Origin of the sequence: Haloarcula amylolytica (assembly GCF_049705545.1) — an archaeon.
Lineage (GTDB): Archaea > Halobacteriota > Halobacteria > Halobacteriales > Haloarculaceae > Haloarcula > Haloarcula amylolytica_B.
The window spans coordinates 2,462,258-2,477,283 of sequence record NZ_JBNAMU010000001.1 but is presented as its reverse complement, the minus strand read 5'-3'; the positions used below and the strand labels follow the sequence as shown (position 1 = coordinate 2,477,283).

The following is a 15,026-nucleotide window of genomic DNA, read 5'->3' as shown; positions in this document are numbered from 1 at the left end:
AACCTTAAATAACTTGTACTCGCGGTAACGTCTCACACAGAAGCGCGGCGAAACCGACCGGTGACAGTAGCTTCTTTTCCGTCGGGGACTTCCGCCGCCGTATGCCGACGGTCACGACCGCCGCGCGACTCCACTTCGGGTTTCAGAACCTCTCGCTCGCCCACGAGCGCCTCTACGGCGGCGTCGGGCTCGCCCTCGACGAGCCGCGGCTGACCGTCGAGGCGACACGGGCCGAGACGGTCCAGTGTGACGACGCGGCGACCGAACCGTACGTCCGGCGCGTCGTCGATGCGCTCGACGTACCTGGCGCGGCCGTCTCTGTCGAGGAGCGGTTCCCGCGACACGTCGGCCTCGGGAGCGGCACCCAGCTCTCGCTGGCGACGCTCATCGCCGTCGTTCGGGCCTACGACCGGACCGCTGACGCCCGGACCTACGCGCCGCAGCTGGGCCGGGGCGGCCGGAGCGGCATCGGCGTCGCGGCGTTCGAATCGGGCGGATTCGTCGTCGACGGCGGCCATCCGACCGAGCGGTTCACCGCCGAGCCGCCGGCCGAGGGCGACTGGGACGTGCCGCCGGTGCTGGCTCATCACGACGTCCCCTCGCACTGGCGCTTCGTCGTCGTCGTGCCGGACACCGACCCCGGCCAGAGCGGGAGCGCGGAAGACCAGAGTATGCGGCAGGCCGTCGAGCGCGCCGACCCCGGCATCGCCGACGAGATCTCGACGCTGTTGACCCGACGGCTGCTCCCCGCGATTGCGACAAGGGACCACAGCGACTTCGGGCAGGCCGCGGCGCGGCTGGGCCGGCTCAACGGCGCGTGGTACGCCGACGAACAGGGCGGCGTCTACCGCCCGCCCGCCGGCTCGCTCGTCGAGTCACTGTCGAGCGCCCCGGTCATCTCCGGGGCCGGCCAGAGCTCCTGGGGACCGACCGTCTGGGGCCTGACGACGGCGGAGCACGTACCGGCGGCCCGCGAGGCCGGCGTGCTGGCGCTCGATGAGGCCGGCGTCGAGGGAACGGTTCACGTCGTCGCGCCCCGGAACACTGGTGCCTCGCTGACTGAGTAGGCGCGCCGGAACTGCGGAACGAACCGCCGGAACTAACGACGACTCTTGCAGCCGCCAGTGCGGTTATCAGTCTCGGCGGCGAACCCTCGCCGATGACTGCATTGTTCTCACCGCTGGAGCTCCGCGAGACGACCGTCCCGAACCGCGTCATGGTGTCCCCCATGTGCCAGTACTCCTGTGAGGCCCGCGACGGCCTCGCCACCGACTGGCACCGCACTCACCTCGGCTCCCGCGCCGTCGGCGGCGCGGGGCTGGTCATGACAGAAGCGACCGCCGTCGAAGCCCGCGGCCGTATCTCCCCGGAGGACCTGGGAATCTGGAGCGAGGAGCACGCGGCGGCGCTGGAACCCATTACCGACTTCGTCAGCGAACAGGGCAGCGTGCCAGGCATCCAACTGGCCCACGCCGGCAGGAAAGCCGCCACGTCGCGCCCGTGGGATGGCCACGACCCGCTCCAGCCCGACGAGGGCGGCTGGGAGGTCGTCGGCCCGAGCGACGACCCGTGGCCCTACGAGGACGGCGAGGCCCCGCCGACGACGGCGCTGGATCAGGACGGCATTGAGTCCGTCATCGACTCGTTCCGCGCGGCCGCCGAGCGCGCGCTCGACGCCGGTTTCGAGGTCGCCGAGGTCCACGCCGCCCACGGCTACCTCCTGCACGAGTTCCTCTCGCCGGTGACGAACCACCGCGAGGACGACTACGGCGGCGACTTCGAGGGACGCACGCGGCTGACCCGCGAGGTCACCGCCGCCGTCCGCGAGGTCTGGCCCGACGACAAGCCGGTGTTCGTCCGGGTCTCGGCGACGGACTGGCTCCCCGACCGCGACTCGTGGACCGTCGACGACTCCGTACGGCTGGCCGACCAGCTCTCCGAGGTCGGTGCGGACCTCATCGACGTGAGCGGCGGCGGCATCCACCCCGAGTCCCGACCGGAGTACGCCGGCCCGAACTACCAGCTCCGGTACGCCGAGCGGATTCGCGAGGAAACCGAGTCGGACATCGCCGTCGGCGCTGTCGGCGGCATCACGACGCCCGAACAGGCCGAAGCCGTCGTCGCCAACGACCGGGCCGACATGGCTATCGTCGGCCGCGAACACCTCCGGGACCCGTACTTCACGCTGACTGCGGCGAAGGAACTTGACGCGACTGACGAGATCGAGGGGCCGCCGCAGTACCGCCGCGCCTGGGGCTTCTGAACCCGCTCAGACCTTATCGAGGTCGAGGTCGACGGCGTACCAGTCGAGGGCGAGCAGGACGGCCGCGCCGACGGCGCCGGCGGCGACGAACGCGATGAGGACATCGGTCGAAAAGCCGACCTCTCCCCGGACCTCCACCACTGGGGCGCGTAGTGCGCCGACGACGAGCGCGACGAGGAAGGCGAGCGTCGCGCGGCGATTGTAATCGAGGGCGCGACGGACGACGCGGGCTATGGTGAACAGACCGACCAGCCCGCCGAGGATGAACGTCACGACCGGCACGGCCGTGGTGGTCACGTCCTCGACCGTGCCGCCGGTGGCAAGCGCGATGAGCGCGTCGACGAACTCGCTGAGGGCCGTCGACATGCGGGTGTACTGCCCGAGAATGATGAGTAACAGCGACCCAGAGATGCCGGGCAGAATCATCGCGCTGACGCCGATCATGCCGGCGAAGAAGACGAGTGCGAGGCCGCCGCCATCTGCAGCGGCTGTCGACACACCGGACACGTAGAACGCGAGCAGGAAGCCGACGACGCCGGCCCCGATCTGGAACGTCGAATCGACCGTGAGACTGCGCAGTAACACTACTGCCGATGCAGCGATGAGTCCGAAAAAGAACCCGAAGAGCAGCGCCGGCGTCTCCTGGCTAGCGATGTGGACGATTCGCGTCACGATGACGACGGCGGTCCCGACGCCGGCGACCAGCGCGAGGAGGAACCAGATGTCGAGTTCGAGGAGTTCGGCAAACGCGCCACGTATATCGATACCGCCGTCCACGGGGGCGAGTGCGCGAAAAAACCGAATTATCCGGCCCGGCGTAACGGCGGTAATCGCGGCGATGAGTCGCTCGTAGACCCCGGCGATAAGCGCGATTGTCCCTCCGGAAACGCCGGGGACGCCGTCCGCACTGCCCATACAGAGGCCGATGAGAAACGTTCGAATCCACGCACGAAGCGGTGGCACCGAGCCCCGAATCGTTGGTAGGTCCCGGTCGGGAGGGGTAGTCATCACTGCACGCTTCCAGCATCACGCTCAAATCCCTTGTGGAGTCGCGTCGTATTGTGCTGCTGTCACAACTACAAAACTGCAACTGGATAAGCAGCCTGCGAACGCGCTAGCTCCGATGCGATAGCGTGAGCACGCCGTTCCTGAGTGTCTGGACCGCGCCGGCGGCCGGCAGGTCGATGTCGAACTCCGTCTGGAGGTGCGGAGCGTCCACGGCAACGATGGCCTCCGTTCCGATGACGTCGACTGTCACGTGGTCGTCGCTGACGTGGAGCGAGTCCAGGTCGACGGCGACCGTCCAGCCGTCGTCGTGGTCGGTGTGCGAGACGTGTAGCGGCGACCGTTCAGTTTGTGCGTCCATTCGTCAACCATGGGTACGTGTTACATACATAAAGGTCCCCGTTCGGCGCGTGCCAAAGAAATATGCCAGACAATACGGCAATACGTCCTTACGCGGCCGGGCCGAGATACCCCCATGCCTGCAGGCGATCCCCGTCACCGCTTATCCAGCGCTCGCCGATGTCGTCGCGGTAGTAGAGGTTCGGGATCACGATGTCGTCGATGCGCTTGTAGGCCTGCTCCCGGGCACGCTGCATCGTCTCGCCTTTGCCCGTGACGACCAGCGGCATCCCGCTCTCGCCAGCCACACGCCACTGGCCGTCGATCCGCTTTGCATCCTCGATGTGGATACCCTCGCGGCTGTCGGATTCGAAGACGACCGCGGCGTTGCGGGAGTTCTCGTCGTAGGTTTCCTCGTCGTCGAACGGGAACGGCGGGAGGACGACCCGAACCGCAATCTGATACCCGCGGTGGACCTCCAGGTCGGGGTCGCGCCCGTTTGCCAGGTCGAGGAAGAACTGCCCCGTCTCTGATTCGAAGGACTCCTCCTGGAGCGTTATCGTCGGATACCCGAACCGCGGCGTGAACTCCAGCGGATAGATGCCGGTCTCGTTGACGATGCAGTTGATGTCGATGCTGCCGACGTACCCCTCGTCGGCGAGCCAGCCTTCCACCTTGCCAAGCGTCTCCGCGAACAGTTCGTTCCGGCCCGCCCAGAACATCGAGGTCCCCATCTCGCCGGTCGAGGGACCGATGTTGCCCGGGAACAGCTTCTTGTGCTCGAAGTTGAAGTTGATCGGTTCGGCGAACGACTCGCCGTTGAAGAAGCCACAGACCGCGATTTCGACGCCCTCGACCTTCCGCTGGAGTTGGAAGCCCTTCAACCGGTGGCCCCACGCCTTCTTGTACGCCTTCAGCACGTCCACAACGTCACTCCCGTCGTCCTCGTTGCCGACGTACAGAAGTCGCTTGACGTTCTGGACCTCTCCGAGTGGTTTGATGACGTACGGCGCAGGGTTCTCCCGGACGTGCTGGATGCCGGCGTCGAAGTCTTCGAAGACGTGGTGCTCGATAGTGTTGACACCGTTGGCTTCGAGAACCTCCATCGCATAGCCGCGGTCCTCTTCGAGCGTGTCCGTGTTGGGCGTCCCGCCGACGACAGCGTGGCCCTCGGCTCGAAGGTCCCGTGAAATCTCACCAGTGCCGATATCGCTGCCGACCCAGATGTCGTCGAAGATGACGACATCGGCCCAGTCGAGGTCCCCACGCCAGTCGTCGGTTTTCGGCACGAACCCGTCGGCGATCTCCCGATCGCTGTCGGCTTCGATGTAGTACCGAACGTCGTGCCCCTCCCGGCTGACCTGCCAGGCGATGTCGCCGATGAGTGCCGCGTCCAACGAACAGAAGAGGAAGTTTGCCATGGCACGTCTGCGAGCGGGTGTGGGGTAAACGTTGCCTGTCCTGTCGACCGCAGGGCATTGCTATCGCGATGACAGCGAACCGGTCAGTCACCCCTGTCTGCTCGACACCCACTGGTATGTTTAAACAAACTCGCTCCCGTAAGCCGAATCGTTTTAGTCCCCTTCTGTAAATTTCCACGTATGACCCGCGACGAACTCGCATCCGCGAGTGAACTGCTCGAATCGGCGGCCGAAGACACAGACAGCGACGAGGCGAGCGAACGCCTGGCCGAACTCGCCGACCAGCTCGGCACCCTCGCGTCTGACGAACACGGCCCGGACCACGGCCGACTCGCGCGCATCCAGTCGGCGCTCAACGACCTCAGTAGCGGTGACGCCGAAGACGTGACTGGTGCCATCGAAGACGCCGACGACCAGATCAACGAGTACCGGTCCGACCTCGAAGGGGTCTGATACGGGTCCACGCGAACCGTGGTGTGAGTGGCTTTCTGCTACAAAAAGACGGCTCTCGCGAGCGACGGGTTCCTACGATTCGGTCGCCGTTTCCTCGTCGACCGGCTTGATTCGGTGTGTCGCGTCGTTGTGATCCTCCGGGGCACGCAATCGATAGATGACCGCACGCGGCTCCGTACCATCGACGTAGGGACTCTTGCCCTCGTGTGTGATACTCTCTGTTTCTCCTGGGTCCAGTTCCCCATCAAACCGGTCGACGGGGGTGTAGGCGATGCGTGGACCGGTTCGGTTGAGTGCGATGACGTATCGGCCGGAGACGTCGCCCGTGTTCGTAACGGTAATCTCGAGCGTCGGTCTGGCGGGCTCAGCGACCCGCTCCGGCCCGTCGAGTGTGATATCGAACGATGGAAGCGGGGCTTCGAGTCTGGTCCGAACTGTCTCCGGAGGCGTCCACTTTCCATCGGGCCAGGACAGTCGGGCGTCGCTGGGTGATCCGGTTTCCGGGAGGCCGAAAACCAGTGGCCCACCGGTTTCGGTGAACTGTCGGCCCCACTCGCCGTCGCGATACAGGCCGTTTCTGAACGTCTCGGGGCTGTGCGTCGAACCATCGAATCGGAACGAGAACGCGTCGCGATCAACTCTCGATCCCTCGACAGTCGCCGTGAGCACGAGGTACTGGCCATCAGCCGGTTTAACGCTGATGGAATCAACGGCGGGAAGTACAACACCGGGGACCACAACGGCGTCCGTAACCGTCACAGCGGGCGGCGGTCCGGTGTCGACCTCGCTGACGGCTGGCGACGGGACCGGCGTCACTGTCTGGGTCTCGTCTGTCTCACTCTGACACCCCGCGCCGGCGACGGCCAGCCCACAGAGCGCCAGTACTCGACGGCGGTACATGGCGCTAATTTCCGCTGCCCCGGATAAATGCTTTCAGAAGAGTCGTATTCTGTTTTGAGCGACCGTTCTCCGACGGGTTCTACTAGACCAGTCTCCGCGCGCTCGGAACCCGTACGCGGTATTGCTCTGTCAGTCGCTCTGCGATTAAATAACATCTTAGTTAATGTTTGTGGGTAACCAAAAGCTTTTGACAATTCCGATAATTTAAGTCAAATGTATATCAAGTTGGGGGGTTGGGTGGTGGTTCCCTCCCTACGTGGTGATCTCAATGAGCAAATCAACGAAGGGCCGAACGGCTCCCAAATCGATGCGTCACAAGCAAATACTCGACGTAGCGGCTGAGAATCCCGAGGCGTCCGTCGCAGAACTCGCGGCCGAAGTACCGAGCGCGACAGCGGAGCTTGTCGAGCGGGTGCTCGAGGAACACGGTGACCCTGCCGAGGACGACGGGACGGACGAATCCGACGAGTCACCGAGCGACTCATCGACAGCGTCACAGTCGTATCCGACCCCCGAAGACCTCTCGTCGGCAGAATATGAGACGATCCAGGCGATTCAGCAGCATCCCACCGCGTCTCAGCGGGACCTCGCGGAGAAACTCGGCGTGACTGCTTCGACAGTGAGCAACCGCGTCAACGGGATCGACGGGTTCGACTGGTCGAACCGCGAAACGTTCGCCAACGCCGTGTTCAGCGACGAAGAGCCCGGTTCGTCGACGGCGTCGGATGAAACCGACACGCAAGCATCCGACAGCGAACCCCCGGAGTCAGCAGGGATGCCCGACGACGCCGACGGTCGAGTGTCAGGTCCCGACACCGCGTCCGACGACGGCGACCACTCGCTGTCGGAGTCCGCGACAGCGGCCGGCGAAGTGAATACCACGCTGACTACGTTCCAGTCGACTGTCGAGGAGCTCTCCGCACAACTGGCCGAACTCGAGGGTCAGGTCGAAACCGTCACCGACGGCGGCGGCTCGCCACAGCCGTTTCAGGACCCTGAACTCGTCCACAAGGTCGTCCACGCGTGTATGGACTCCGACAAGATATCCGAGGAGGAAGAGCTCCGGATTCTGGATTCGCTGCTCTAGTTGTACTCACGCCACCGGTGGCCACACTCTTGGCACTTGAAAAACCGCGTCGGCGGTTCGTCGGCTGACCCGGTCTGTTTGATGGTGTACCACGCTTTCCCGTGTCCGCACTCCTCACAGGTCACGTCGTCGGCCGTCGGCTTGCCCTCGAAGTTCGAGCCCTCTTCGGTCTCTATCAGTTCGTCGCCGCTCTGTTCGTCCGTGCTGACGAACTCGGCCGCGCGGTCCTCGTCTTTCGCGACCCGCGCACCACAGGACTGACAGACCATCTCGTCACCATCGGCGTGCATCATCGAGCCACAGTCGTCGCAAAACTGCATACACCCCGTTCGGACACCGAGGCAAAAAGCCGTTACTGCTCGTCCTCGATCTCGTGTTGCTCGGCGACGACCGGACAGTCAAGCAGCCGGACTGTCTCCATGTCGAGGAACTCCATGATTTCGGTTCCCTCGTTCGTGCAGTGTGCGTTCGGCGGTGCGGAGAAGTGTTCACACTGCTCGCAGTAGCGGTGCTTCGAAACCTCCGCGTAGCGGCTCTCGGGCGTGGCCTCGCTATCGTCGTCCGCAGCGATCTCTGCCCACACTTTGTCGGCGTCGATGTGGCCGACATCGACCCGCTCGAACGCGCTCTCGCCGCTCCCGAAGGGGTCCTCGCCGCGCTCGTCCATTCCCGAGAAGGGGTCGTCCGGGTCGGGTGAGGACCCGGAAGGGGGACTGTCCGACTCGGTCGCCGAATCCGAACGGAACTCTTCCGTGTCGACGGCCGAGAGCAGGTCGTCATCACCGGATGCACTGGGCCCCGACTCGGACGCATCGTCGGCCGGTTCGTCGCTCGATTCACTGCCCGGCCAACTGTCGACGGGTGGCTGGCGTGCGTCTGCCGAGCCGTCCGCGTCGTCAGGCCCCGAACCGAGGCGCTCGAACGGGTCGCCCTCGCGGTCGTCATCCGGGTCGAGCTCTTCGAAGGGGTCTCGCTCGTCGTCACTCATTGGTCTCTCCCGGTTCAAGCTGTGCTGCGGCCACTAGCCGCGCCTTCGAGCGGATAATGCCGCCCTCGGGCCGCACGTCCGACACTGTCGTGTTGCAGTGTGGACACTGGGGGTCGGTCAGTAGCCCGATTTCGACCTGCTCGTCGCAGTTCGAGCACCGTGCCGTCGAGATATTCTCCTGTGCCGCGGCGCGTTTCAGCCGGTCGACCGCTTTCTGATTCTGGTCCCGGCCGCCCTGGTCGTCGCGGAGGTCGCTGACGACCCAGGCGACGCGGGTGAGTTTGTCTTCGACATCGTCGAGTCGGTCGTCGATGTCCGAAACTTGATCGCCGATGTCTGCAACTCGCTCGTCCTCTGTTTCGAGCGAATCGGCCACGTCATCCCGAAGCGCGGCGAGTTCCGCCTTCATCTCCTCGATCTCCTGTGAGAGTGCATCGATACGGTCGAACTCCTCGTGGCTGTGGTCGGCTGGCGCTTTCGCGTCGGCCTCCCGTTTGACCTGCACGACGCGCTCGCGGACGTCTTCGATCTTCGTCTGAAAGTCCGCTTCGAGCGCGTCGAACCGCTCTGCGAGTTGGCGTTCCACCGTGTCGACGATATCCGGGATATGGGCACTCACAGCGCTCTCGGTCGCTGCTTCGACTGAGCCGTTCAGCTTCTCGTCCACGGTTGCGGCGACGACGGCATCCAGTTCGTCCGCCGATGGCTGGAGGATATCGTCCATCCCCTCGTCCGAATCAGCCGCTGTCATGTACGCGGCCAGCAGTTGCTCCATGACGGCTTCGCGAGGAACGCCGAGTGTCTCGGCCTGCTCGGTCAGCCACTCGTCTAGATCCGCAGATAGCTCGACGTGCACTCCCCCGTCATCGGTCGACTCGGAGGACATTACGACACCCTTGACGAACAAGACTGATAAGGGTTTGTCGCCGATTTCAGATACCGAGAGCGGGAGCGAACCGTCAGCACGCGGCTCGTTGTCTTTTTTCGACAGTTACGGGCATTTCTGCTGCCGACTATCGCTACCGAATCTTGCGCACGTCGCTGATATCGAAGCCGGCCTCGCCCAGTTCCGTCTCGAACTGGACGATGTCCTCGTCCTCGATCTGTGAGAGGACGCCGCGGAACTGCTGGACGACGAGCGTCCGAGCCCGGGTGGAGCCGCCGGACTCCCACGCGAACTCCATCGTGCCGTGGGAGGCGTCGACGAGCTGGCCGTGCCGGACGGACGACAGCGTCTCTGGATTGATATGTAACAGGAGGAGGCCGCCCCAGTGATGGGCCGCCTTCTGGAGTCCCTGGACGAGCGAACTGATATCCGACCAGCCGACTTCCTCGCCCATCGCGCTGACGAGGTCCGACAGCGAGTCGATGACGACGAGATTGTTCGCCGCAACCTCGTTCAGGACCATGCCGAGCGTGCCGAGCAGGTCCTCCCGCTCGTGACGCGCCCGGAGATCGGTGATCGACGCGGTTTCGTCGGCGTACCAGTCCCGTGGCACCGGACTGATGTGGAAGTACCGCTCCGAGAGGTCGTGGAACTCGACCGCCCGGCTCCCCTTGTCGACCACGTCGTCGTCCATCGCCAGCCGCATCTCGCTGACCAGTTGTGACTCGCTTGCGGTAAAAGAGATGTAATGAACTTCGTCCGGGGCGACAGCGTCGGCCGAGAGGTCGCCGTAGTAGAGGTCGTGCAGCTCCCCATCTACCTGCCCGAGCCCGTTGATGAGTGCGCTCGTATGCATGAACTCACGGGAGCCAGCGCCGGCCTCGCCGGAGAGCAAAACGACGCTCCCGGCGGGCGCTCCACCGTTGATGATGGAGTCGAGCTGGCGGATCCCGAACGGGATTCGTTTCATACGTCCACCTACCTACGCGGTCGCTTAAACGCTTGGCCTGTCTCGGCGGTTGTGGTTGGCGGAGCGACAGCGAGCATACAGGGCGTCACCGACAGACAGCACGACCGAGCCGGGTTTCCGAGAGGTCGAAGTCGAAGCGGTCCGTCCAGAGAAGGCCGGCCCCCAGCAGGGCAGCCAGGCCGACCGGCACCCAGTTCGCGTAAAAGAGGTTGATACCGCCCCACAGCAGGACGAAGCTCACCAGGTCATCGAGCATGAACGGGCAGTCCCGGAGCCGCTGTCGGAGCCCCGCGCGGTCGAATCCGAGGTCGAACAGCAGGATGGCGACCGATCCAGAGAGGAGCCAGCCGGCGTAGTTCTGCCACGGAACGCCGTAGAACTGGGGCATCTCGTAGGTCCAGAAACCGATTGCCACGGCGCCAGGATCGAGCACGAGGTCGACGAGCATCACCGTCGCCAGCGTCGCCAGCAGCCGAACCGCGGTCGACGCCGCTCTGTTGCCGAGCAACAGCAGGACGAGCAAGTAGGCGTTCAGGACCAGCGGGAAAAAGAAGACCGGGAGCCCGAACGGCACCTCGCCCAGCAGCATCGGGCCGAGGTCGACGCCGTAGGTGAACTCGCCGTAGGGCCAGCCGGTCCGGACACCGACGAGTTCGATGCCGTAGGAGTAGAGCGTCAGCGCGACCAGCGCCAGCCCGGCACGGCGGTCCACGAGCGGAAAGACGCCGGCCACGAGGGGCAGTCGCATCACGAACGTCCCGAACAGGACGAAGTAGGGGTTGAACGCGAGCGGGTCGGGCAACAGTCCCTCGGCGCTGGCAAGCAGGGTGACAGCGCCGACGAGCGGGAAAACGACGGCGATGGTAAAGCGGTTCTCGGTGACGAACCGGTCGAACTGTTCGGTCGCGTCGGCCTTCGTCTTCGGGAGCGTCCAGCCCGCTATGGTCCGGTCTTGGCCGCTACCCATACAGCATCACCCACAGCGCGATGAGCGTGAACACCATGCCGACGACGGTGTTGATGGCGGGGTACCACCAGTAGGCTTCGTCGATGTCGACGCCGATGCCGAGAATCCCGAACACGAGGCCGGGGTAGACGAGCAGTATCAGGCCGAACACCCAGTGGGTGTAGGTGAACACGAACGCGGCCGTGAGCCAGCACATCACGCAGTAGTAGTAGGTGTTTGACTCGCCCAAGAACGTCGCCGTCGTCCGGATGCCTGCCTCGCGGTCGGGTTCGATGTCCGGAATCGCCGAGAAGGTGTGCATCCCCATCGCCCAGAGCCACGCGCCGGCCACGGCCGTCGCCGGCGGGGCCGCCCCTTCGATGGCGGCGTAGCCGATGATGCCCGGCAGGATGTACAGGCCGTTCGAGATGGAATCAAGGAACGGCGTCGTCTTGAACCGCAGCGGCGGGGCCGAGTACTCGACAGAGAGCGCAACCCAGGCGAGCAGGGCCACGACCCCGAGCATCGGAAGCCCGAGGACGAACAGTAACGCGAGCGCGCCGCTGGCGACGACGATGGCTGTGACGGCGCTGTCCCCGCGGTAGCTGACCTCCCGTCCCTCGTCCTTCTTGGGATTGTGTTCGTCGATGTCGGCGTCGAAGATGTCGTTGACCCCGTAGAGAAACACGTTCGCGGGGATAGTGAAGTACAGAAACAGGGCGACAGCCAGCGGCGAGAACAGTTCTCCCGGCCCGTCGGCCGCGTAGCTGACGCCGACGATGACCGGGCCGCCCAGATAGAGCCAGAACCGGGGCCGGGAGAGCCGAAGCAGGTAGCCCACCAGCGTCTCCTCCGGGGGAATGACGGCGTCGATGCGGTCGGTCGGGAGTTCGGGCATTACTCAGGCGATGTCCTCGATGAGCGCCTTCGCGGTGTGTTCGCCGCTGATGAGGCACATCGGCACGCCGATGCCGGGCGTGGTGAACGACCCCGTGAAGTAGAGGCCGTCGACCGCCGACGAGCGGTTGTTGGGCCGCAACAGGGCCGTCTGGCGGAGCGTGTGGGCCAGACCGAGGGCCGTTCCCTCCGTGGCGTTGTACCGCTCGCCGAAGTCGGAGACGGCGAACTGTTTCTCGTAGACGATGCGGTCGCGCAGGTCGACGCCGGTGTTGTCGGCGATGTCGGCCAGAATCTTCTCGCGGTACTCCTGACGGATCTCGTCGCCGTCGTGCAGCCCCGGCGCGATGGGGACCAGGACGAACAGGTTCGAGTGGCCGTCGGGGGCGACGCTGTCGTCGGTCTTCGAGGGCACACAGAGGTAGTACGCCGGGTCGTCGGGCCACGCCGGGTCCTCGAAGATGTCGTCGAAGTGGGGGTCCCAGTCCGTCGGCAGGACGAGCGTGTGATGCTCCAGCGGCTCCACGTCGCCCTCGACGCCCATGTACATGAGGAAGGCAGACGGCGCGTAGGTCTTGTCGTCCCAGTAGTCGTCGTCGTACTGGCGCTCGTGCTCGGGCAGGAGTTCCCGCTCGGCGTGGGCGTAGTCGGCGTTGACGACCACCTCGTCGGGGTGGGTCGTTTCGCCGTGGATCGTCTCGACGAGGAAGCCCTGCTTCCGGCGCGCGATCTCGTCGACCTCGGCGTCAGTTTCATAGGTGACGCCGAGTTCCTCGCCGAGCTCGACGAGGCCGTCGACCACCGCGCCGACGCCGCCGTCGGGGTAGTAGACGCCGAGGTTGAAATCGACGTGGCTCATCATGTTGTACAGCGCGGGCGTCGTCCGGGGCGAGCCGCCGAGAAACACCAGCGTGTACTGCATGATCTGCTGGAGCTTCGGGTGCTCGAAGTAGTCCTCGACGTGGCTCTGCATCGAGCCGATGAGCTGGAGCCCGACCGGAGCGGCGGTCATCACGTCGAGGTCGACCCAGTCGCGAAGCTTCGAGCGGTCCTCGTAGACGAACTTGTTCATCGCCGTCTCGTAGTGGCGCTCGCTGGTCGACAGGTACTCCTCGAACGCCTCGCCCGCGCCGGGCTCGTACTCTTCGAACTTCCGGGCCATCTCGTCGTTGTTACCGGTCACGTCGATCCGGTCGCCGTCCTTGAAGAAGATGCGGTAGTGCGGGTCCAGTCGCTGGAGGTCGTAGTAGTCGCGCGGCTCCTTGCCGAAGTACGCGAAGAAGCGCTCGAACACGTCGGGCATCAGGTACCACGACGGACCCATGTCGAACCGGAACCCCTCGGCCTCCAGCCGGGAGGCGCGGCCGCCGACTTGCTCGTTTTTTTCCAGCAGCGAAACGTCGGCCCCTGCGTCCGCCAGATAGCACGCAGCGGAGAGGCCGCCGATGCCGCCGCCGACGACAGCCACGTCTTCACCGGACAAGTCACTCATTACCAGTACAGAGGGGCTGGAGCGTCAATAAATGGGCGGCCAAACTGCATCGGTATGGCATTTGTCGTCACGTGTCGGGACTCCCGTCGCTACCGCAGTCCTTCGTGATTGTGTCACTCTTCGAGCGCACTGGCCGACTGAATTTGGGTCACAGAGCGGCCCAGTGGGAGACGTATATGGGGATGGGGGCCAGACTGGCACGTATGGAACCCGAACTCTCGGCACTGGACGCGTATCTCGACGACGCCGGCGTCGACGGCTACCTCCTCGACGCGGATTCCGAGACGTCCGACCAGTATTACCTCTCCGGCTTCGACGCCCCGGACCCGTTCATCACGCTGTACGACGGCGACACGCACCTCCTCTTCCCGCGGAGTCTGGAGTTCGGCCGAGCCAAGCGCGAGTCGCGAGCCGAGACAGTCGAGCGGTACGTCGACTTCGACCACCAGGGGAAGGTCGAGGAGTACGGTCCCGACGAAGCGGTGTCGCACGTCCTCGCGGATTTCCTCGCGGCTTACGACGTGGAAAGCGTGGCCGTACCGCCGCGGTTCCCGCTTCGGACTGCGGACGGCCTGCGTGCACGCGGCGTCGACGTGGCGGCCGACACTGACGGCATCGTCACGGAGATCCGGGCGACGAAAACCGAGGCCGAGGTCGATCACATCCGGACGGCACAGCGGGCCAACGAGGCGGCGATGGCGGCGGCCGAATCACTGCTCGAAGCGTCGGCGATTGCTGACGATGACACGCTCGAACTGGATGGCGAGACGCTGACGAGCGAGCGCGTGAAGGAGGAGATCGAGGTGACGCTGCTCCGACACGGCTGCTCGCTCGATGAGACAATCGTCGCCTGTGGTGCGGACGCCGCAGACCCCCACGACCGCGGGAGCGGCCCGCTCGTCGCTCACGAGCCGATCATCATCGACATCTTCCCGCAGAACAAGGCGACGAAGTACCACGCCGACATGACGCGGACGTTCCTCAAAGGCGAGCCCAGCGACACGGTACGCGAGTGGCACGACCTCACCGAGCGGGCGATGGAAGCCGCGTTCGACGCGCTGGAACCCGGCGCGACCGGTGCGGACGTACACGACGCCGTCTGTGACGTGTACGAGGACGCCGGCGAACCGACGCTACGCGATGACAACCGCACGGAGACGGGGTTCATCCACAGCACGGGCCACGGCGTCGGGCTGGACGTTCACGAACTCCCGCGGCTATCGCCAGACGGCGGCGAACTCGAACCGGGGCACATCGTCACTATCGAACCCGGCCTCTACGACCCCGACGTCGGCGGCGTCAGGATCGAGGACATCGCCGTCGTCACTGCCGACGGCTACGAAAACCTGACCGAATACGAGATCCAGTTAGTCGTCTGA

16 protein-coding genes are annotated in these 15,026 nt (G+C 64.9%); 5 read left to right on the top strand and 11 right to left on the bottom strand.

Annotated elements, in window-relative coordinates:
* The first annotated feature begins 101 nt into the window (after positions 1-101).
* Together ACOZ4H_RS12960 and ACOZ4H_RS12955 are read left to right on the top strand one after the other, a co-directional pair.
* Positions 102-1,067: a beta-ribofuranosylaminobenzene 5'-phosphate synthase family protein gene (locus ACOZ4H_RS12960; protein WP_424329668.1), complete on the top strand. Its 966-nt coding sequence runs from the start codon at positions 102-104 to the stop codon at positions 1,065-1,067.
* A 92-nt stretch (positions 1,068-1,159) separates the two neighbouring features.
* On the top strand, positions 1,160-2,263 hold the full coding sequence (locus ACOZ4H_RS12955) for an NADH:flavin oxidoreductase/NADH oxidase (RefSeq protein ID WP_424329667.1): 1,104 nt from the start codon (positions 1,160-1,162) through the stop codon (positions 2,261-2,263).
* A 6-nt stretch (positions 2,264-2,269) separates the two neighbouring features.
* Here ACOZ4H_RS12955 and ACOZ4H_RS12950 read toward each other — a convergent pair whose 3' ends face one another.
* From ACOZ4H_RS12950 to ACOZ4H_RS12940, 3 genes are all read right to left on the bottom strand, one after another.
* Complete coding sequence (locus ACOZ4H_RS12950; RefSeq protein WP_424329666.1) at positions 2,270-3,271, bottom strand: DUF368 domain-containing protein; 1,002 nt, start codon at positions 3,269-3,271, stop codon at positions 2,270-2,272.
* A gap of 106 nt (positions 3,272-3,377) precedes the next feature.
* On the bottom strand, positions 3,378-3,629 hold the full coding sequence (locus ACOZ4H_RS12945) for a DUF7127 family protein (RefSeq protein ID WP_424329665.1): 252 nt from the start codon (positions 3,627-3,629) through the stop codon (positions 3,378-3,380).
* A gap of 88 nt (positions 3,630-3,717) precedes the next feature.
* Positions 3,718-5,028: a phosphoribosylamine--glycine ligase gene (locus ACOZ4H_RS12940; RefSeq protein ID WP_424329664.1), complete on the bottom strand. Its 1,311-nt coding sequence runs from the start codon at positions 5,026-5,028 to the stop codon at positions 3,718-3,720.
* Between the two features lie 180 nt (positions 5,029-5,208).
* Here ACOZ4H_RS12940 and ACOZ4H_RS12935 point away from each other — a divergent pair, with 180 nt between their 5' ends.
* Positions 5,209-5,481, top strand: coding sequence for a DUF7553 family protein (locus ACOZ4H_RS12935; protein ID WP_424329663.1), 273 nt, complete (start codon positions 5,209-5,211; stop codon positions 5,479-5,481).
* A gap of 72 nt (positions 5,482-5,553) precedes the next feature.
* Here ACOZ4H_RS12935 and ACOZ4H_RS12930 read toward each other — a convergent pair whose 3' ends face one another.
* On the bottom strand, positions 5,554-6,381 hold the full coding sequence (locus tag ACOZ4H_RS12930; protein WP_424329662.1) for a hypothetical protein: 828 nt from the start codon (positions 6,379-6,381) through the stop codon (positions 5,554-5,556).
* A gap of 307 nt (positions 6,382-6,688) precedes the next feature.
* Here ACOZ4H_RS12930 and ACOZ4H_RS12925 point away from each other — a divergent pair, with 307 nt between their 5' ends.
* Positions 6,689-7,468, top strand: coding sequence for a winged helix-turn-helix transcriptional regulator (locus ACOZ4H_RS12925; protein WP_424330369.1), 780 nt, complete (start codon positions 6,689-6,691; stop codon positions 7,466-7,468).
* Here the strand turns inward: ACOZ4H_RS12925 and ACOZ4H_RS12920 are convergent.
* From ACOZ4H_RS12920 to crtD, 7 genes are all read right to left on the bottom strand, one after another.
* Positions 7,465-7,788: a transcription factor S gene (locus tag ACOZ4H_RS12920; RefSeq protein ID WP_151146672.1), complete on the bottom strand. Its 324-nt coding sequence runs from the start codon at positions 7,786-7,788 to the stop codon at positions 7,465-7,467. The two genes, ACOZ4H_RS12925 and ACOZ4H_RS12920, sit on opposite strands and share 4 nt — an antisense overlap.
* A 32-nt stretch (positions 7,789-7,820) precedes the next feature.
* A complete protein-coding gene (locus ACOZ4H_RS12915; protein ID WP_424329661.1) occupies positions 7,821-8,456 on the bottom strand; it encodes a hypothetical protein in 636 nt (211 codons plus the stop codon).
* Positions 8,449-9,342 carry a hypothetical protein gene (locus tag ACOZ4H_RS12910; RefSeq protein ID WP_424329660.1) on the bottom strand — a complete coding sequence of 298 codons (894 nt, stop codon included), beginning with the start codon at positions 9,340-9,342 and terminating at the stop codon, positions 8,449-8,451. The genes ACOZ4H_RS12915 and ACOZ4H_RS12910 overlap by 8 nt, the downstream gene beginning before the upstream one ends.
* A gap of 133 nt (positions 9,343-9,475) precedes the next feature.
* Positions 9,476-10,312, bottom strand: a complete 837-nt coding sequence (locus tag ACOZ4H_RS12905; protein WP_424329659.1) for an RAD55 family ATPase — start codon at positions 10,310-10,312, stop codon at positions 9,476-9,478.
* Positions 10,313-10,397: 85 nt separating this feature from the next.
* Positions 10,398-11,279, bottom strand: a complete 882-nt coding sequence (gene cruF / locus ACOZ4H_RS12900; protein WP_424329658.1) for a bisanhydrobacterioruberin hydratase — start codon at positions 11,277-11,279, stop codon at positions 10,398-10,400.
* Positions 11,272-12,156, bottom strand: coding sequence for a prenyltransferase (locus ACOZ4H_RS12895; protein WP_424329657.1), 885 nt, complete (start codon positions 12,154-12,156; stop codon positions 11,272-11,274). Before ACOZ4H_RS12895 ends, cruF begins: the two co-directional genes overlap by 8 nt.
* 3 nt (positions 12,157-12,159) lie before the next feature.
* Complete coding sequence (crtD, locus tag ACOZ4H_RS12890; RefSeq protein ID WP_424329656.1) at positions 12,160-13,647, bottom strand: carotenoid 3,4-desaturase; 1,488 nt, start codon at positions 13,645-13,647, stop codon at positions 12,160-12,162.
* Positions 13,648-13,850: 203 nt separating this feature from the next.
* Here crtD and ACOZ4H_RS12885 point away from each other — a divergent pair, with 203 nt between their 5' ends.
* Positions 13,851-15,026, top strand: a complete 1,176-nt coding sequence (locus tag ACOZ4H_RS12885; protein ID WP_424329655.1) for a M24 family metallopeptidase — start codon at positions 13,851-13,853, stop codon at positions 15,024-15,026.